The organism is Herbaspirillum sp. GW822-FHT03A08, assembly GCF_058801885.1.
The window spans coordinates 728,928-746,533 of record NZ_JBXANR010000003.1 but is presented as its reverse complement, the minus strand read 5'-3'; the positions used below and the strand labels follow the sequence as shown (position 1 = coordinate 746,533).

At 58.5% G+C, this 17,606-nt stretch carries 16 protein-coding genes; 6 read left to right on the top strand and 10 right to left on the bottom strand.

The features are described 5' to 3' along the window. Positions 1-66: 66 nt before the first annotated feature. Positions 67-1,086, bottom strand: a complete 1,020-nt coding sequence (locus AC1RN6_RS12600) for a zinc-binding alcohol dehydrogenase family protein (protein WP_493005704.1) — start codon at positions 1,084-1,086, stop codon at positions 67-69. A gap of 144 nt (positions 1,087-1,230) precedes the next feature. On the opposite strand from AC1RN6_RS12600, the gene AC1RN6_RS12595 reads away from it, so the two are divergent. After that, the gene (locus AC1RN6_RS12595; protein ID WP_493005703.1) at positions 1,231-2,160 is read left to right on the top strand and encodes a LysR family transcriptional regulator; all 930 of its coding nucleotides are present in this window, start codon (positions 1,231-1,233) and stop codon (positions 2,158-2,160) included. A gap of 65 nt (positions 2,161-2,225) precedes the next feature. Here the strand turns inward: AC1RN6_RS12595 and AC1RN6_RS12590 are convergent, their stop codons facing one another. Next, on the bottom strand, positions 2,226-2,537 hold the full coding sequence (locus AC1RN6_RS12590) for a BON domain-containing protein (protein ID WP_493005701.1): 312 nt from the start codon (positions 2,535-2,537) through the stop codon (positions 2,226-2,228). A 444-nt stretch (positions 2,538-2,981) separates the two neighbouring features. Here AC1RN6_RS12590 and AC1RN6_RS12585 point away from each other — a divergent pair, with 444 nt between their 5' ends. The 3 genes from AC1RN6_RS12585 (at position 2,982) to AC1RN6_RS12575 (ending at position 6,884) form a co-directional block, all read left to right on the top strand. Then, on the top strand, positions 2,982-4,268 hold the full coding sequence (locus tag AC1RN6_RS12585; protein WP_493005700.1) for an FAD-dependent oxidoreductase: 1,287 nt from the start codon (positions 2,982-2,984) through the stop codon (positions 4,266-4,268). Positions 4,269-4,453: 185 nt separating this feature from the next. Further along, positions 4,454-5,965, top strand: coding sequence for an NAD(P)H-hydrate dehydratase (locus AC1RN6_RS12580; protein ID WP_493005698.1), 1,512 nt, complete (start codon positions 4,454-4,456; stop codon positions 5,963-5,965). After that, complete coding sequence (locus AC1RN6_RS12575) at positions 5,955-6,884, top strand: DMT family transporter (RefSeq protein ID WP_493005696.1); 930 nt, start codon at positions 5,955-5,957, stop codon at positions 6,882-6,884. Before AC1RN6_RS12580 ends, AC1RN6_RS12575 begins: the two co-directional genes overlap by 11 nt. 16 nt (positions 6,885-6,900) lie before the next feature. Here the strand turns inward: AC1RN6_RS12575 and AC1RN6_RS12570 are convergent, their stop codons facing one another. Further along, entirely contained in the window at positions 6,901-7,638 is a 738-nt protein-coding gene (locus AC1RN6_RS12570; RefSeq protein WP_493005695.1) for an ABC transporter ATP-binding protein, read from the bottom strand. A 76-nt stretch (positions 7,639-7,714) separates the two neighbouring features. Between AC1RN6_RS12570 and AC1RN6_RS12565 the strand changes: the two genes are divergently transcribed. After that, on the top strand, positions 7,715-8,347 hold the full coding sequence (locus AC1RN6_RS12565; protein WP_493005898.1) for an arylesterase: 633 nt from the start codon (positions 7,715-7,717) through the stop codon (positions 8,345-8,347). On the opposite strand, the gene AC1RN6_RS12560 is transcribed toward AC1RN6_RS12565, so the two are convergent. Together AC1RN6_RS12560 and AC1RN6_RS12555 are read right to left on the bottom strand one after the other, a co-directional pair. Next, positions 8,348-9,103: a glutamine amidotransferase gene (locus AC1RN6_RS12560; protein WP_493005693.1), complete on the bottom strand. Its 756-nt coding sequence runs from the start codon at positions 9,101-9,103 to the stop codon at positions 8,348-8,350. It lies immediately after the preceding gene. A 184-nt stretch (positions 9,104-9,287) separates the two neighbouring features. Next, the gene (locus AC1RN6_RS12555) at positions 9,288-11,234 is read right to left on the bottom strand and encodes a SurA N-terminal domain-containing protein (protein WP_493005692.1); all 1,947 of its coding nucleotides are present in this window, start codon (positions 11,232-11,234) and stop codon (positions 9,288-9,290) included. A 283-nt stretch (positions 11,235-11,517) separates the two neighbouring features. Between AC1RN6_RS12555 and AC1RN6_RS12550 the strand changes: the two genes are divergently transcribed. Then, entirely contained in the window at positions 11,518-11,742 is a 225-nt protein-coding gene (locus AC1RN6_RS12550; RefSeq protein WP_493005690.1) for a hypothetical protein, read from the top strand. A 15-nt stretch (positions 11,743-11,757) separates the two neighbouring features. Here AC1RN6_RS12550 and AC1RN6_RS12545 read toward each other — a convergent pair whose 3' ends face one another. The 5 genes from AC1RN6_RS12545 to AC1RN6_RS12525 form a co-directional block, all read right to left on the bottom strand. Beyond that, complete coding sequence (locus AC1RN6_RS12545; RefSeq protein WP_493005689.1) at positions 11,758-13,011, bottom strand: phenylacetate--CoA ligase family protein; 1,254 nt, start codon at positions 13,009-13,011, stop codon at positions 11,758-11,760. A 61-nt stretch (positions 13,012-13,072) separates the two neighbouring features. Continuing rightward, on the bottom strand, positions 13,073-13,876 hold the full coding sequence (locus AC1RN6_RS12540; RefSeq protein ID WP_094566251.1) for an ABC transporter ATP-binding protein: 804 nt from the start codon (positions 13,874-13,876) through the stop codon (positions 13,073-13,075). A 127-nt stretch (positions 13,877-14,003) separates the two neighbouring features. Continuing rightward, positions 14,004-15,323: an ABC transporter substrate-binding protein gene (locus tag AC1RN6_RS12535; protein ID WP_493005687.1), complete on the bottom strand. Its 1,320-nt coding sequence runs from the start codon at positions 15,321-15,323 to the stop codon at positions 14,004-14,006. An 88-nt stretch (positions 15,324-15,411) separates the two neighbouring features. Further along, a complete protein-coding gene (locus tag AC1RN6_RS12530; RefSeq protein WP_493005685.1) occupies positions 15,412-16,488 on the bottom strand; it encodes a branched-chain amino acid ABC transporter permease in 1,077 nt (358 codons plus the stop codon). A gap of 199 nt (positions 16,489-16,687) precedes the next feature. After that, a complete protein-coding gene (locus AC1RN6_RS12525; RefSeq protein ID WP_094563681.1) occupies positions 16,688-17,602 on the bottom strand; it encodes a branched-chain amino acid ABC transporter permease in 915 nt (304 codons plus the stop codon). Between the last annotated feature and the right edge of the window lie 4 nt (positions 17,603-17,606).

Sequence of the window (17,606 nt, the reverse complement as noted above, 5' to 3'; positions counted from 1 at the left end):
AGCCCATGAAAACCGCCATTCCGGCTGGAAAGCAATCCGGAATGGCAGCATCATGCGATCAAAAACTTAAAAGTCCTTCAACACAATCTTCCCGATGACCCGCCCACCTTCCAGATCGGCGTGGGCCTGGCGCAGGTTGGCTGCGTTGATCGGCGACAAAACCTTGCTAAGCGTGGTCTTGATAACACCCTGGTCGATCAGATGCGCGATTTCGTTGAGCAGCTTGCCCTGCTCCGCCATGTCGGGCGTCTGGAACATCGACCGGGTGAACATGAATTCCCAGACGAAACCGGCGCTCTTGGCTTTCAGCAGGGAAACATCGAGCGGACCGCTGTTTTCGACAATCGTGGCAATCGTGCCTTGCGGCGCAACGATCTGCGCCGCCGCAGGGAAATGCTTGTCGGTGTCGTTGAGAATCAGGACGTGTTCCACATTCTCGATGCCCAAAGCCTTCAATTGCGCCGGCATGTCACCGAAGTGATTGATGACTTGCTGCGCACCCAGCTCGCGCACCCATTTCTCCGACTCCGGACGCGACGCGGTGGCGATCACGTTCAGGCCGACGACCTTGGCGGCCAGTTGGATGGCAATCGAACCCACGCCCCCGGCCCCGCCGATGATGAGGATGCTGGATGCCTTGCCGGCAATGGCTTTGCGCGGTACGCGCAGGCGTTCAAACAGAGCTTCCCAGGCTGTGATGGCAGTCAGGGGCAGCGCAGCAGCCTCTTCCACCGACAACGAAACCGGCGCATGCCCGACGATGCGTTCGTCGATCAGTTGAAACTCGCTGTTGCTGCCGGGACGGGTAATGTCGCCGGCATAAAACACCCTGTCGCCGACCTTGAAGCCGGTCACATCGGCGCCGACCGCTTCCACGATACCGGCAGCATCCCAGCCGAGTACGCGTGGCGTGTCTTCCACCTTGTCCTTAGGTGCGCGCACCTTGGTGTCGACGGGATTAACGGCGATGGCCTTGACGGCCACCAGCAAGTCGCGGCCTTGCGGTGTTGGGCGCGGCAATTCCACGTCCAGCAGGGATTCGGGGTTGTCGATGGGCAGGTAGCGCTTTACGGCGACGGCTTTCATGGTCTTTCTCCTTATGTGCTTCGTTCGGGTTCAGGCGCCCGGCAATGTCCGGGAGTTGATGCATTATCACAGCCTCACAAAAACAGATAAATAGACTTAAAATTGAATTACTTACAAATTTAATTTGAAAATGAAATCTGAATCATGTACGCCACCTCCGATCTGCAGTTGCTGATTCATACCGCCGACACCGGCAGCCTCTCGCAGGCGGCACGCATTCTCGGCATTCTTCCGGCCACTGCCAGCGCCAGCCTGAAACGCGTTGAGCAGCGGCTCAACACCCGCCTGTTCGCCCGTTCCACGCGCAGCATGCGGCTCACGCCGGAGGGTGAAATTTTTCTGGAATATTGCCGCGACGCGCTGGCCTTGCTGCAGGAAGGCGAATCCCTGCTTAGCAGCAGCAAGGACGCCATTCAGGGCCACATCCGCCTGTCCATGCCGTCGGACATCGGACGCAATGTGCTGCTTCCCTGGCTCAACGACTTTCAGACGCAGCATCCTGACGTCAAGTTCACGATGCAGTTCTCGGATCGTATGGCGGATCTGTTTCGTGACGCTGTCGACGTTGCGATCCGTTCGGGCAAGCTCAGCGATTCAACGCTGGTATCGCAGCAACTTGCCACCGGGCGGCGCGTGCTGGTGGCCTCGCCGGACTATCTTGAGCAACATGGAACGCCCGCGACACCGGACGACTTACTCGATCACAACTGCCTGCTGTTTTATCTGAAGCAAGGCTTGTTCAATCAATGGCGTTTTCAGAACGGCAAACAGCATGTCGATATCAAGGTGCAAGGCGACCGCATGACTGACGACGCTTCCATCGCGCGCCAATGGGCGGTGGCAGGTGCCGGGATTGCCTACAAATCATGGATAGACGTTCGGGAGGATGTGCGCGCCGGACGGCTGGCAACGGTGCTGGATGAGTATTGCCAAGAAGAGATTCCGCTCAACGCCGTCTATCCGCATCGCAACAGCGCGTCGCCGACGGTGCGCGCCTTGCTGCAATTTTTACGCACCCGCTTTGATGCGCTGGAACGTGAAAACCTGAGGTCAAAAAATGTGAAACCGAAATAAAATCGGCCCGGATCAACTTGTGGTCGATCCGGGCCGATGGCCTGGAGAGTTGCTAAGCGAAGGTTTTACTTCACAACAAGGCTGTTCTTGACGCCTTTGACGCCTTCCACTTTACGTGTCACTTCGGCAGCCTTGAGCGAGGTTGCGCTGGAATTGACGAAACCGCTCAGTTGCACGATGCCCTTGTAGGTTTCAACACTGATCTGGAACGACTTCAGGTTCGGCTCTTCGAAAATCGCCGCCTTCACCTTGGTTGTGATCACGGAATCGTCAATGATCTGCCCGGTGCTGGCTTGCTGAGGAGTCGATGTACAACCGGCCAGTGCCAGCATGAACAGCGCGAAGAAAAATGCAGCAAAACGTTTGGACATTGTCATAAGTTCACCTTTATAAGAATTAATGTAGAACGCCAGCTTCGCCGGGGTTCGAACGGGAACAGAAAGATCGGGTATGGAACAGATATTCCGGCACACCGCACTGTAGCCAATTCCCCCATGGAATAACAAGCCTTCTTGAGAGGAATTTGCGATTTTCAAGTTCCTGGGACCCACCGAAATCCCGCTGTTTATTGGGAAGAATCAAAAAACTACGACAAGATTCATTTTCGTCTTCGGTAATTCATCGCTAAATTCACGCTATCCCATCCGCTCATCACAAAAAAAACGGCGGCACGCGCTGTGAGCATGCCGATTTGGTATCATTCAGGCCGCATTACCGAGGCAAAGCGCCAGACAGCGTGCTGGCAGACATCCACAGTGCCCGCCAATACAGGTCTGCATGGGGAGCGACCTTTTCGGTTTCATAGAATTAGTGACGATATAGTGACGCATAACAAAACACTGAAACAGATTGCCATTGTCGGCGGCGGCTTGTCCGGAGTAAGCACTGCTTATTTCCTGGCGCGCGCCGGCTTCGAAGTTGCCGTTCTGGAGCGCCGCGCCAATGTTGCCGAAGAAGGGACGTTCGGCAATTCCGGGCTGCTGGCGCCGTGCGTAGTGCAACCGCTGGTATTGCCGGGCATCACCAGGACCGCCTTCTCCAACCTGTTCAAGAACGATCCGCCGATTCTGGTCAAATCCGGTTTCAATCCTGCGCGCTGGCGCTGGGTCCGCAAGTCGCGCCGCGAGTATCAGGACTATTTTTCGCTTAACAAACAACGCCTGACACGCCTGTCAGCGTACGGTCAGATGCTTACGCAGCATCTTCAGGATCAATACGCGCTGGAGCAGGAAAACAGCCAGGGCCTGCTGCATCTGTTCCGCCACCAAGCCGATGCGGATCGTTGCGCCAGCATTCAGGACAGCCTCAAGCAATTCGAACTGCCGCGACACAGCATCAAAGGCCAGAACGCCATCAGTCAGGTGGAGCCGGCCTTTCAGTCGGCCGCGCCAATCGCCGGTGCGATGTATTACCCCAAGGACGGCGCGGGCAACTGCGTCCTGTTCGTCAAACAATTGCGCGCCATCGCACAGTCGCTCGGCGTGCAGTTTCATTTTTCGCAATCCGTCAAAGCGATCCGGCCCGAGTTCGGCGGACGCGTCTCGATTGATGTCGTCGGCGACGATGTGGCGGACAGCACGCTGACGGTCGACGGCGTGGTGCTGGCGGCGGGCATGCAGAACATGCATCTGCTCAAACCGCTGGGCATGTCGCTGCCGCTGTGCCCGATTCAAAGCTACAACGCCATGGCCGCCGTCAAGAACCTCGACGAAGCGCCCAATACTGCCCTGTTCGACGAAACCTATAAGGTCGCCATTGCGCGCGTGGGCAACCGCATCCGCGTGTCGGGCCTGCTCGGCTTCCTGCCGAAGTCCGATCAGCCGCACGCAAAAGCCATCAGCAGCTTGCTCAAGGTCGCCAACGATTACTACCCGAATGCGGCCAACTTCAATACGGCCAATTTCTGGAGCAACACCTTTGCCCTGCAACCCAACGGCATGCCGCTGACGGGCGCCACCACGCACGGCAACATCTTCGTCAACACCGGCCACGGCGCCCATGGCTGGGCCGCTGCAGTCGGTTCGGCCAAACTGCTGGCTGACGCAATGGCGGGACGCGAAACGGAGATCGACAGCGACGGTTTGCTGCTGTCAGCGGTTTCTTCGTAAGCGATGACGCCATCGGGCCGGCCGGCACTTGCAGTGTCACCGCCCGGGGAGCCGCACCACGCCCTCCCCGGTACGGCTCTTTTCATGTCTGCGGATTTTTTTCAATTGACTTAGAATGAATGCGCCTGCACCATTCTTTCATTCCCTCCGTTTCATCCTTTTGACCTTACCGGGCCGCATCGACCATGAGTGCGCTTTATTCGATTGCTGAAATCCGCCAGATCGAAAATGCCGCCAAGGCAGAGCTGCCCTCCTACACCCTGATGCAACGCGCCGGTGAAGCCTGCGCCCGGCGCGCGCTGAGCCTGGTGGCCGGCGAAGACGAAGTACACGTGCTGATCCTGGCCGGTCCCGGCAACAACGGCGGCGATGCGCTGGAAGCCGCACATTACCTGTCGCAATTCGATCTGCACGTCGCTGTCGCCTTGCACGCCGATGAAACGAAGCAGCCCGAAGACGCACGCCGCGCGCTGGCACGGGCGCGCGAATCTGAAGCGGAATTCCTGGACATCACCGATCCCGGCCATCTTGCCTCTCAGCGCTGGACGCTGGTCGTCGACGGCCTGTTTGGCATCGGCCAGACTCGCCCCATCGTCGGAAAATTGCGCGCCTGCGTCGATTATGTGAACACGCTGCGTTGCCCAGTACTGTCCATCGATATCGCCAGCGGTTTGCACGCCGACACCGGCAGCGTGATCGGAGGCGCAGGCTGTGTTGCCGTGCGCGCCACCCATACCTTGAGCTTCATCGGCAACAAGCCGGGCATGCACACCTGCGACGGCGAGGACTTCAGCGGCGATATCCTGCTGGAATCGCTCGACATCGAAGAAACCTGTTTTGTGACACCGCACGCACGCCTCAATGAGCTGTCGCTGTTCAGCTCTGCATTAAAGCCTCGGGCCGGCAACACCCACAAAGGCAGCTATGGCGACGTCATCGTCGTCGGCGGCGCCCACGGCATGGGCGGCGCACCGGTGCTGGCAGCGCGCATGGCTGCGCATGCCGGCAGCGGCCGCGTGTTCATCGCTTTCGTCGACGACGCTCCGGCGTATGACAGCGTGCATCCCGAACTGATGATGCGCCAGGCCGACCGTGTCGAATTCAGTACCGCCACGGTTGTGGTCGGCCCAGGTCTCGGCACCTCACGTCACGCCCATGACGTGCTGTCGCGCGCTTTGGATGCGCAAGGCCGCATCGTGGTCGATGCCGATGCGCTTAACCTGATCGCCGCCGAGCCCGGCTTGCAGCACAAGCTGCAGGACCGTGTCCAACACACCAGCATCATCACGCCGCATCCGTTGGAAGCCGCCCGCCTGCTCGACGCTACCACCGCGGAGATCCAGCATGACCGGCCGCAGGCGGCGCGCTTGCTGGCACGCCATTTCAAAAGCATCGCCATCCTCAAAGGCGCCGGCACCGTCATCGCTTTTCCGGACGGCGAAATCGTCATCAATACCACCGGCAATCCGGCGCTCTCCACTGCCGGCACCGGCGACGTCCTGTCGGGCCTGTGCGGCGCCTTGCTGGCGCAGGGCTGGCCGGCTACGCAGGCAGCGCTGGCGGCGGTCTGGATGCACGGCAAGGCTGCCGATCAATTGGTCGATCTCGGCGTCGGCCCGGTCGGCCTGACCGCCAGCGAAGTCGTTCCTGCCATCCGCGCCCTCTTAAACCAGATCATCCGAGACCATGCCCGTTAACGTCGCGACACATCCGCAACTCTGGTTGGGCATTTTCTTTCTGATTTCCGGTTTGTGGACGCTGTCCTTGCTGGACACGGCTGGCAAGCTGCTCGGCATGGCCGGCTACCACGTGGTGATGATTGCCTGGATGCGCTACACCATCAATACCGTTTTCATGGCGGCAACGCTCATGCCGCTCTACAAACGACGCCATGGCCGCAGCATCCTGCATTCAAACAATCCGCGCCTGCAATTCATTCGCGCGGTGGCGCTGCTGCTGTCGACCTTGATGTTTTTCTCGGTGTTGAAGATTGTCCCGCTGGCAGAGGGAACGGCGATGAACTTTTGCGCGCCGCTGATCGTGCTGGCCGTGTCGCCCTGGCTCCTGGGAGAAACCACCTACATCTCGCGCTGGATCGCCGTAGCGGTAGGTTTTGCCGGCATGCTGATCGTGATTCGCCCGGGCGGCGATATCCCTGCGCACGGTGTGGTGCTGGGCCTGTTGTCGGCTGCAACCTATGCCGCCGTGTCCATCCTTAATCGCAAAGCCAACCGGGCTGACGATCCGATGGTGACCTTGTTTTATGGGGGATTGATAGGCATGGTGCTGAGTACCCTGATGGTGCCGTTCTTCTGGTCGCCGCATACGCCGGACGTGACCGAATGGCTGATTCTGGCCTCCACCGGCATCACCAGCACCATCGGCCACTTATGCATGAACACGGCCTACAAGCATGCAGAAGCTTCCGTGCTGACGCCGTTCGCCTATACGCAGATCATCTCGGCGACCACGATGGGCTGGCTGGTGTTCGGCCAGTTTCCGGATGCCGTCACCATTCTTGGTGTCGCCATCATCTGCGCCAGCGGCATGGGCATTGCCTGGGTCGAGCACCGGCGCGCGCATCCGCTGCGCAAGGCGATACAAAAACCTGCCTGAATATCTTCAAACGCTCTTAAACGAGACGTCCCGCTGCAATCGTGATCGTGCGGGCGCAGCGCGCCGCGATGGATGGATCATGCGTGACCAGCACCAGCGTGGAACCATGCTCCTGATTCAACTCAAACATCAACTGAATCACTGCCTCGCCGGTCGTCGCGTCGAGGCTGCCGGTGGGTTCATCGGCCAGCAACAATGGCGGCTGTGTGACGAAAGCGCGCGCCAAAGCCACGCGTTGCTGTTCGCCGCCGGACAGATATTTGGGATAGTGCTTCAGACGGCTGCCCAGGCCGACGCGCGCCAGCATGCTCTCAGCCTTGGGACGAGCCTGCGTGTCACCGCGCAACTCCAGCGGCAACATGACGTTTTCCACCGCATTCAGATGCCCCAGCAACTGGAAAGACTGGAAGACAAATCCCAGCTTATGCTTGCGCAGCGCCGCGCGGCCGTCTTCGTCGAGTGCGAAGATGTCGACGCCATCGATCTTGACCGTGCCGTCCGACGGCGTGTCCAATCCGGCCAGCAAACCGAGCAAGGTCGACTTGCCGGAACCGGAAGCGCCGACAATGGCCAGCGTCGTTCCCGCCTGCACGTTAAAATTGACGTCACGCAAAATCGCCAGCTCACCGGCCTTGCTCACAGCAGTAGCCGGAGCGGCTGCGTCGGCGACGCGTTTAGACAGTTGGACAACTTCGATGGCGGCGGTGGCGGTAACAGCAGCGCCGGTAGCAGAAAATTCAGAGGAATCAGGCATGCAATACGATGGCGTCAGGTGGATGGGTCAGCGGCTAAAGGAATACATCGGCAAGTACAACATGGCGATGCAGCCAATGCAACACAAGATATGGCGTCGCCTGTGCGCTGCGCTGTTGGCGACACCCTTGCTGATGCTGGCGGCGAGCGCCTATTCTGCACCAAAAACCCTGCTTGTGCTCGGCGACAGCCTGTCGGCCGAATACGGTCTCACACGCGGCAGCGGCTGGGTAGCCCTGCTTGATAAGCGCCTGCAGCAAGAAAAGGCCGGCGCCACTATCGTCAACGCCAGCATCAGCGGCGAAACCACCATCGGCGGCAAAACCCGCCTGCCCGCCCTGCTGAGCAAACACACGCCGGACATCGTGATCATCGAACTCGGCGCCAACGATGCGCTGCGCGGCTTGCAACTGAGCGCCACGCAAACCAACCTGCAGGCGATCATCGACATGTCGCGCCAGGCCAAAGCCAAGGTGCTGCTGGTCGGCATGCAGATTCCGCCGAACTATGGCGCCGACTATGCGGGCAAGTTCGCCCAATTGTTCCCGACCGCCGCCAAACAGAACAAGACCGCATTGGTACCGTTTTTCATGAAGGATATCGCCGACAAGCCGGCGATGTTCCAGGCCGATCGCATGCATCCGAACGAACAGGCGCAAGCCAACCTGCTGGACAACGTCTGGCCTTATCTCAAACCGCTGTTGAAGTAATTAGGCGTGCAGGAACAAGAAGCGGCGCAAGATCGCCGCCGATTGCGGCGTGTCGCTGACCTGCTCGGCCATGACGTCGGTGTCGATACCGCACTTGCTGTAGATCTCGCGATACCAGGCCAGATGCGCCTTGACGAAGTCGCTGCTGAATTCCGGATGGAATTGCGCTGAAAAAATATTCGGCGCCAGACGCAGCATATGATGCGGATCCATCGGCGAACTGGCCAGAATCGTCGCGCCTGCAGGCGGCTCCAGCACCACCTGGGAGTGCAGCATGTGCGCAGGAAAACTCTCCGGCGCCTCATGCAGCAAATGTTCTCCGGCAGCGACCGGGTGTTTTTTGACTGTCATGGTCCCTGCCACGCGTCCCGCCGGGTTGTAACCCACCTTGCCCCCAAAGGCATGCGACAACAATTGGTGTCCGTAGCACACGCCGAACATCGGCAACTGCTGTTGCGCGGCGCGGCGCAACCACTCCGCAGTGCGCTCGCTCCACTCCACCAGATCCGTCACCATGGTCGGCGAGCCGGTAATCAGGACCGCGCGATATTGCTCCGGCTCACGCAGATACTGCCCCTGGAACACGGAAACGATCTCGGTCTCGTCATCCGCCAGGCCGGCAGCCCGCTGTAATTGCACGGCATAGCTGCCGTAAGAATGCTTGAGATCGTCGTTGGGGTCACCCGTGTGGATGATCAGGACTGGAGCTGAATTGGATAGCGACGCAGAGGTTGAGGCGGTAGCTGAGGCAGACATTGGCGCAAGCTTCAAAGACAAGGATGAGAATCCATTGTACGTTCCGCCGCATGCCGCAGTGCATAAAAAAAGGCCGCATAAGCGGCCTTTTTTATCTCTTACACATCCAATGTTTATCAATTTGTCTATTTTTTTGAAAAACCTGACAAATGATTTACATCATTTTCCACATCCGGTAATCGCTTTACTTGGCAGTATCAGCCGGCTTGCTGGTCGATGCGCCTGAAGTAATCGCCTCGCCGCCCTTCAGGATCTTGGTCTTGACCTTTTCTTTGACGAAATTGATATAAGACAGCATTTCCTGCTCAGCCAGCACGTTGGCGATCTGCTCCTGCTCGGTCTTGCGGCGGGCGGCATCAGGCGTTGCCGGTTGCGCCACCTTGGTCACGCGGAACACGCTGTAACCCTGGCCCGGCAATTCCACTCCGGTATAGGCAGGCAACTTGGCGGTGTCGGCCTTCATGACGGCCAGGAACGCATCCTGATTCCACCCTTGAGTCTTCACGCGCGAAGCCACCTTGACGTCGCCGAAACCGGCTGCATCGTCCTTGGCCTTCAGCTCTGCCAGCTTGGCTTCGCCGGCTTTCTTGGCCAACGCCATGGCTTCGTCTTGCGTCACCAGCTCGCGCACCATGCTCTTGACTTCATCAAACGGACGCTTGGTGACCGGCTTGTATTCGACGATGTGACCGGCCATCAGCGTGGTCGGCGCGACTTGCACTGCTTCCGTATTGTGCTTGCCCTTGATGGTGTCGTCCGTGAACAGCGCCTTCAGGAATTTCGGATTGTTATATGGCGTATTCGGCGCCAGCGCAGGATTCGGCAGGCGGGTGACACCGGCAACCGTTTCGATCTTCAGCTTGAGCTTGTCGGCCACCGGCTTCAGGCTGTCGCCTTGTTCGTAGACGGTATTGTTGAAGGTATCGGCCAGTTCCGCATACTTCTTGGCGGCCAGTTGCTTCTTGATATCGCCGGCGATTTCGCCTTTGACTTCGTCCAGCGGCTTGACGCTGCCAGGCTTGATGCCGGTCAGCTGAATGATGTGATAGCCGAAATCGGACTCGACCGGATCGCTGATCTCGCCTTGCTTGAGCTTGTAAGCGGCATCTTCGAAAGACTTGAGCATCGCACCCTTGCCGAAGAAACCGAGGTCGCCGCCCTGATCCTTGGAGCCTGGATCCTGGGAATTGGCCTTGGCCAGCTTGGCGAAGTCGCCCGGATTCTTGCGCAGTTGCGCAACCAGCTCATCCGCTTTTGCCTTGATGGCAGTCTTGTCGGCAGCAGATGCGCCTTTCTTGACTTCCAGCAGGATGTGGCTGGCGCGACGTTGTTCGTCGGTCGAGTATTGCTTGAGGTTCTGATCGTAGTACGACTTGATGTCGGCATCGGACACGCTGACTTGCGCAGCCACGGCGGCGCTGTCGAGGATCACGTATTCGATTTTGGCTTGCTCGGGCACTTCGAACTTGCTGCCGTTTTTGTCGTAGTACGCTTTGACCATGTCATCGGTGACCTTGACCTGGCCGATGTAGGAAGCAGCCTTGAAGCTCAATTCCTGCACTGAACGCTCTTGATCGTTCAGATCCGACAGACGGGCCGAAACGGCCTTCGGCGCGAATGCGGTGCCTTGCACGGCGAAATTGAGCTGCTGCAGCGCCAATGCACGGCGCTGGCTGGCTTCATAACCCTTGGGCGTCAGACCTTGTGCTGCCAGCAGCATGGTGTACTGTTCATTGTCGAACTTGCCGTCCGGCTTGATGAGGCCCGGGATCTGCATGATGTTCTGTTGCAGCGCCTGATCGGTCACGGTCAGCTTGTCGTTGACGACTTCCGCTGCCAGCGCGCGTTGGGCGATCAGGCTTTCCAGTACGTCACGGCGCGCTTCCGGCGTGTCGAACACCTTGGCGTCGATCTGGCCGCCGGACATCTGGCGCAGACGCTCCAGTTGCTGGCGCTGTGCGGCGTCCCATTCTTCCTTGGTGATGGTCTGTCCGGCCACCTTGGCCACGGCATTGTCGCCATCCGACAGACGGCTGTAACCTTCCAGGCCGAAGAACGCGAAAGACGGGAAAATAAACAGCAGCAGCAGGAATTGCATCAAGCGCTGATGGTTACGGATAAATTCAAACATTGGTCAGCCGATCACGAAATCACAAACAAATGACATCAAATAAGAAAAAAGGCGAACTCACGTTCGCCTTATAGCAATTTATAGCAATGCTACCGCTTGGCGGGGCAGACCGTGGCCTGCCCTGGAGGATGCCGCCTTGGCAACACCCGCGCGTCATTATACACAGCCAGCCGGGCCAAGTCACCGATACTGCCGCCGGGAAATACCTCGAAATTACCGCTTTCACGCCAGCGCTTACGTTATCATCCCGCCCAAAGCACGCCCTGGCACAAAAGGAACGAAGATGGCAAAACTGGAAGATATCGTCAAAAGACAGAAACACGGTGCGCAATTCGTGCTGTCGGCGCAAATGCTGGGCATGGACTTTGCCACCTTTGATACCGTCGCTCAAACTTGGATAGAACGTGGCGGCCCCGGATTCGAAGCGACCGGCGTACCCTTTCGCAAGGTGATCGATGGCGAATTCCTGATCGCTCGCCTGACCGTCGTCAAAACCGATCCGGACTAAACGGCCTCAATCATCTCACTCATATTTGCGCGCGTCCTCAATGACCTTGCCGTCATTAGGCAAACTACCCGGCGCCGCAAACAGTACTTCTCCACGCAATTTGGTGATATCGCGCACACTCTCGGCAATCGCCGCCGCCTGCTCCACCGCGCTGTCCATGTCCATGGTTTCGCAATGCAGCGTCATGCTGTCATTCGCCATTTCGCCGCTGACCACCAGGCGCGCCTTCAAAATCAACGCGTGACGGCGCGTGATCTCCGCCACCTGCGACGGATGCACGAACATGCCGCGTACTTTAGTCGTCTGATCCGCCCGTCCCATCCAGCCCTTGATGCGCGTATTGGTGCGTCCGCACGGCGAAAATCCTTCCAGCACCGCTGAAAGATCGCCGGTGCCGAAACGGATCAGCGGATAGTCGGGATTGAAGGATGTCACCACCACCTCACCGACCTCGCCCGGCTTGACCGGATCGCCGGTGCCGGGACGCACGATTTCCAGGATCAGGTCCTCATCGAGGATCATGCCCGGATTCACCTTGCCGTCGCTGATCGACTCATAGGCGATATTGCCGATGTCGGCCGACGCATACAGTTGCAGGACGTTGGGTACGCCATGCTCGTGAAACCAGCTGCGCAATGACGGCGGCAAGGCTTCGGCGCTGACCAGGGCGCGTTGCAGACTGTCGAGAGCGACACCCATTTCCTGCGCTTTTTCAATGATGATCTTCAGGAAGGACGGCGTGCCGACATAGGCGTCCGGTTTGAGCGATGCAATCGTCTGCACCTGCAACTCAGTCTGTCCGATGCCCGATGGAATCACGGCACAGCCGATCTTGGCTGCGGCCCCTTCGGCCATGAAAGCCGCCGGCGTGAAGTGGTAAGAAAAACAGTTCTGGATGATGTGCCCCGCACGCAGTCCCAGCGCGCGCATCGGCCGCTCGAAACGCCACCAGTCCAGCTGATGCCCTTCCGGATCGAAGATCGGTCCCGGCGACACGAACAAGCGGCGCAACTGGCGATGCGGCGTGGTGTTGAGTCCTCCGAACGGCGGCGCGGCACTCTGCAAATCTTTCAGATCCGATTTGCGCGTGACCGGCAATTGCGCCAATGCAGCACGGTCGCGAATGTCCCCGGCATTGACGCCTTTGAGAATGCGATTCCAGCCTTCAGCGCCCTGTGCGCGCGCCACCAGATCCGGCAAAGCCTGCATGAGCGCTTTCTCGCGCTGTTGCGGATCGCGTTGTTCCAGAGAATCAAGAATGTCAGACATGAAAGTACCGTATGCGTAAGCGGAAAGAAAAAGTGCGGCAAAGATGCATGTCGAGCAGGCGTCAGGCCAGCCAGCGCTTGCGGCGTCTGTAGAATTTCATGTCGCGGAAGTTCTTGCGTCCCGCGGCCGAGACGCCGAGATAAAACTCTTTGACGTCTTCATTGCTGGCCAGATCGTTGGCGGCGCCTTCCATCACTACGCGGCCGTTCTCCAGGATGTAGCCGAAATCAGCGTAGCGCAGCGCCACCATGGTGTTCTGTTCCGCCAGCAGGAAGGACACGTTTTCCTTGGTGTTGAGGTCTTTGACGATCTCGAAAATTTCTTCCACGATCTGCGGCGCCAGCCCCATCGATGGTTCGTCGAGCAGGATCATCGACGGCTTGGCCATCATGGCGCGGCCGATAGCGGTCATCTGCTGCTCGCCGCCCGAGGTGTAACCGGACTGCGACTTGCGGCGTACTTTCAGGCGCGGAAAATAATCGTAGATCTTTTCCAGTTCCTGCTTCACTTCGCTGTTGCTGATGTTGCGCGTATAGGCGCCGGTCAGCAGATTCTCTTCCACCGTCAGGTGGCCGAAACAATGCCGCCCTTCCATCACCTGAATCACGCCGCGCTTGACCAGATCGTTCGGCGTCAATTGATCGACCCGCTCGCCCTTGAACTCGATACTGCCTTTGGTGACGTCGCCGCGCTCGGCCGTCAGCAAGTTGGAAATCGCCTTGAGCGTCGTGCTCTTGCCCGCACCGTTCGCGCCCAGCAGCGCCACGATTTTGCCTTCCGGCACCGCCAGCGAGACGCCCTTGAGGACCAGGATCACATGGTCGTAAATGACTTCGATATTGTTGATGTTCAGTGCTGTACCCATGCTCGCTCCAGCTTTGCCTGCTTTGTTCGGATCTGCTTGCTCAATCTTGTGCAATCTCATGCAAACTTGTTCAAAAAAGCGTCGGCGCGCCCGACACACATCAACACGCCGACGCCAAGGCCTGAACTTATTTCATGCAGGCTGGGGTAATACCCTTTTCTTTTGCATACTTGGCAGCCGATGCCTTGAACAGCGGGTGGATCAGGTTCTTGTTGCCTTCGATCCAGTCCGACACCAGCACCCATTTACTGCCATCCCATTGCTGGATCTTGACCTTGCCCGAACCCTCATGGTTGTCGCAGGAAGTTTTGATCTCAGGCAGCAGACCCGTCGCGCCCAGTTGTTGCAGACGAGCGTTGGTGATGTTCAGGTTTTCCAGACCCCAGCGCACGTCTTCGCCGCTCATGACCTTTTTGCCGAACTTGGCTTGCGCGGTGCGTACCGCCTCAACGGTCGCCAACGCTGCAGAGACGCCGCGGTTGTAAAGCACCGAACCGATCTTGTTCTTGTCCTGCAGATTGCCCTTGCCGGCGCCGTAAACCACCTTCTCGATATCGGCAATCAGCGGCACGCCCTTGCCGGCCACGTTCCACGTCGCGCTCAGATAGCCCTTGGCGGCATCGCCGGCAGGAATGGTGTCTTCCTCAGAGCCTGCCCACCACGAGCCGATGATCTTGTCGCGTGCAAAGCCGACCTTTTGCGCCGCCTTCAGCGCGGTCTGGTTCATCACGCCCCAGCCCCAGAAAATCACATAGTCGGGATTTTCCTGGCGGATCTTCAGCCATTGCGCCCCCTGCTCGTTGCCTGGATGAGCAACCGGAATTTCCACCAGCTTGAATTTGCCGATACTGGCTTCCGCTTCCAGTGCAACGATCGGTTCCTTACCGTAAGCCGAATCGTGATACAGGAACACAATCTTCTTGCCAACCAGCGATCCGCCGTTTTTGGTGGACAGGTATTTGACGATGGCCGACACCTGCATCTGGTAAGTCGTCACCAGCGGGAAGGCGTAAGGGAACACCGAACCGTCCACCGCATCGGTACGGCCGTAGCCGATCATCAGCAGCGGCACCTTGTCCTCTGCGCTCTTGTCGATCAACGCATAAGAAATGCCCGTCGCCATCGGATTGATGGCGGTGCCTTTGGTGACGGTGTTCTTGTTCTTCATGCGCTCGTAGCACTCCACGCCCTTGGCGTTGTTGTACTCGGTTTCGCACTCTTCCCACGACAGCTTGACGCCGTTGACGCCGCCGTCCTTGAGATTGACGTAATTGAGATAGTCGACATAGCCGCCGTAATACGACTGGCCGTTGGTGCCGTAAGGGCCGACCCGATAGCTCGGGATCGCGATGAACTGATCATTGGCCTGCGCCATCGCCGGCAGCGCCGGAACCAGGAAGCTTGCGGCAACGGTCGCAGCAAGCACCAGCTGTTTGATATTTTTCATACGTGTCTCCTTGTGTAGTTTTACCCATGTGCGCACTTGTGGCGTGCGCATCGTTTTACTTCTGCAAAGCGGTCAGTACATAAGTGCATTAGTGCGGGAACGGCCACAGGCGCAGCTTCTCCTTGGTAATCTGCCACAGGCGCGCCAGCCCGTGCGGCTCAACAATCAGGAAGAAAATGATCAGCCCGCCGAACAGCATGAGCTGGATGTGTGAGACCGTCGCATTGGTGAACGGAAGATGCAGTAAAGACGCCAGCGGCGGCAATACGTTATCGAGGAAAATCGGCAGCAGCAGAATGAAGGCCGATCCTAGGAAAGCGCCGAGTATGCTGCCCACGCCGCCGATGATGATCATGAACAGGATACGGAACGACAAGTCCAGCGAGAAACCGTCCGGCTCCACCGAACCGAGATAGCAGAATGCATACAGCGCACCCGCCACACCGCAGAAAAACGAGCTCACAGCAAACGCCAGCAGCTTGGTGCGCATCAGCTGGATGCCGATCACTTCCGCCGCCACGTCCATGTCGCGCACCGCCATCCAGGCGCGGCCCGTCGACGAGCGCACCAGGTTTTTCGCCAGCATCGCCATCACGCACACGATGCCCAACACGAACAGATATTTCTTCACCGGCGAATTAATGTCGATGCCGAAGAAATCGATCTTCTGCGTGCTGATCACGCCCGACGAACTGTTGTTGGAGAACCAGGAAAACTTAGTCAGCGCCCACACCACAAAGAACTGCGCCGCCAACGTCGCCACAGCCAGATAGAAACCCTTGATGCGCAGCGAAGGCAGACCGAACACGATACCCACCAACGCAGCGCAGCCGCCGGCAAGGATAAAGGACAGCACGATGGGAATACCCTCGATACGCAGCTGGAAGTTATACGCGGCATAGGCGCCCACGGCCATGAAGGCGGCAGAGCCAAGCGACAGCTGGCCTGCATAACCCGTCAGGATATTCAGCCCCAGCGCCGCCAGTGCAAACACCAGGAACGGGATCAGAATCGCAGAGAACCAATATTCGCTGCCGATCAGCGGGATACCGACAAAGGCGATCGCCAACAGTATCGCCATGCCGATACGATCCTGCCGGATCGGGAAAATCTGGCTGTCGGCAATGTACGACGTCTTGAACTGCCCGGCCTCACGATAAAGCATAGTGTTTCTCCTGTGTCTCCGCCAGATGTGGCGCTCGCAGTCATCAACTCAGCGATGCGTCTCACCATCTTTATTTTTATCTCTGTCGTCCCAGCGCACGCTGGGACCCAGTGTCCGTTTTACCCAATCACTCCAATGCTTAGAACGACGCTGGATTCCTGCGTCCGCAGGAATGACCAGGGTGTTATTTACGTATTCCTTAAACCCGATCGATATGCCGCTCGCCGAACAATCCCTCCGGACGCACCAGCAGGAACAACAGCGCGAACACGTAAGGGAACCAGCCTTCGATGCCGCCGAAGTTGCCGCCGAAGAGATCCTGTAAGACGGGCGGGATATAGATCTCAGCCAGCTTCTCGGACGCGCCGATGATCAGGCCGCCGACAATCGCGCCCGGAATCGAGGTAAAGCCGCCCAGGATCAGCACCGGCAATGCCTTCAGTGCCGTCATCGTCAGCGCAAACTGCACCCCATTGCGCGAACCCCACAGCAGACCGGCCACCAGCGCCACAAACCCGGCGACGCCCCACACCACCGCCCAGATATGTTGCAGCGGGATGCCCAGCGACAATGCCGCCTGATGATCGTCGGCAACAGCGCGCAACGCGCGGCCGACTTTGGTACGTTGAAAGAACAAGGCCAGCAGCGACACCAGCGCAATCACCATGCCCGAGGCAAACAAGTCGAACTTGGAGATGCCGATACCGATGCTGTCCATGATCGACATGATCGGCTCGTCGACGATGCCCAGATTGATAGCGCGCACTTCGCTGCCGAACAGCAACGGCCCCAGACCTTCCAGGAAAAATGCCAGACCGATGGTCGCCATGAACAAGGTAATCGGAGGCTGATTGACCAGCTTGCGCAAGACGAAACGCTCGGTCGCCAGTCCCACCAGAATCATCACCACGAACGAGCCGATGATGGCCGCCCACATCGGCATGCCCTTGTCCATCAGACCCACCACGGCCAGCGCGGCGAAATACACCATTGCGCCCTGGGCAAAGTTGAAGACGCCCGAGGCCTTGTAGATCAGCACGAAGCCCAGCGCCACCAGTGAATACATCAGGCCGGACAGCAAACCGCTGAGCGTCACTTCAAAGAAAAATTGCATCTGC

Coding starts and splice junctions, on each gene's coding strand:
- AC1RN6_RS12600 (WP_493005704.1), bottom strand. CDS start 1,086: ATGAAAGCCGTCGCCGTAAAGCGCTACCTGCCCATCGACAACCCCGAA.
- AC1RN6_RS12595 (WP_493005703.1), top strand. CDS start 1,231: ATGTACGCCACCTCCGATCTGCAGTTGCTGATTCATACCGCCGACACC.
- AC1RN6_RS12590 (WP_493005701.1), bottom strand. CDS start 2,537: ATGACAATGTCCAAACGTTTTGCTGCATTTTTCTTCGCGCTGTTCATG.
- AC1RN6_RS12580 (WP_493005698.1), top strand. CDS start 4,454: ATGAGTGCGCTTTATTCGATTGCTGAAATCCGCCAGATCGAAAATGCC.
- AC1RN6_RS12575 (WP_493005696.1), top strand. CDS start 5,955: ATGCCCGTTAACGTCGCGACACATCCGCAACTCTGGTTGGGCATTTTC.
- AC1RN6_RS12570 (WP_493005695.1), bottom strand. CDS start 7,638: ATGCCTGATTCCTCTGAATTTTCTGCTACCGGCGCTGCTGTTACCGCC.
- AC1RN6_RS12565 (WP_493005898.1), top strand. CDS start 7,715: ATGCAACACAAGATATGGCGTCGCCTGTGCGCTGCGCTGTTGGCGACA.
- AC1RN6_RS12560 (WP_493005693.1), bottom strand. CDS start 9,103: ATGTCTGCCTCAGCTACCGCCTCAACCTCTGCGTCGCTATCCAATTCA.
- AC1RN6_RS12555 (WP_493005692.1), bottom strand. CDS start 11,234: ATGTTTGAATTTATCCGTAACCATCAGCGCTTGATGCAATTCCTGCTG.
- AC1RN6_RS12550 (WP_493005690.1), top strand. CDS start 11,518: ATGGCAAAACTGGAAGATATCGTCAAAAGACAGAAACACGGTGCGCAA.
- AC1RN6_RS12545 (WP_493005689.1), bottom strand. CDS start 13,011: ATGTCTGACATTCTTGATTCTCTGGAACAACGCGATCCGCAACAGCGC.
- AC1RN6_RS12540 (WP_094566251.1), bottom strand. CDS start 13,876: ATGGGTACAGCACTGAACATCAACAATATCGAAGTCATTTACGACCAT.
- AC1RN6_RS12535 (WP_493005687.1), bottom strand. CDS start 15,323: ATGAAAAATATCAAACAGCTGGTGCTTGCTGCGACCGTTGCCGCAAGC.
- AC1RN6_RS12530 (WP_493005685.1), bottom strand. CDS start 16,488: ATGCTTTATCGTGAGGCCGGGCAGTTCAAGACGTCGTACATTGCCGAC.
- AC1RN6_RS12525 (WP_094563681.1), bottom strand. CDS start 17,602: ATGCAATTTTTCTTTGAAGTGACGCTCAGCGGTTTGCTGTCCGGCCTG.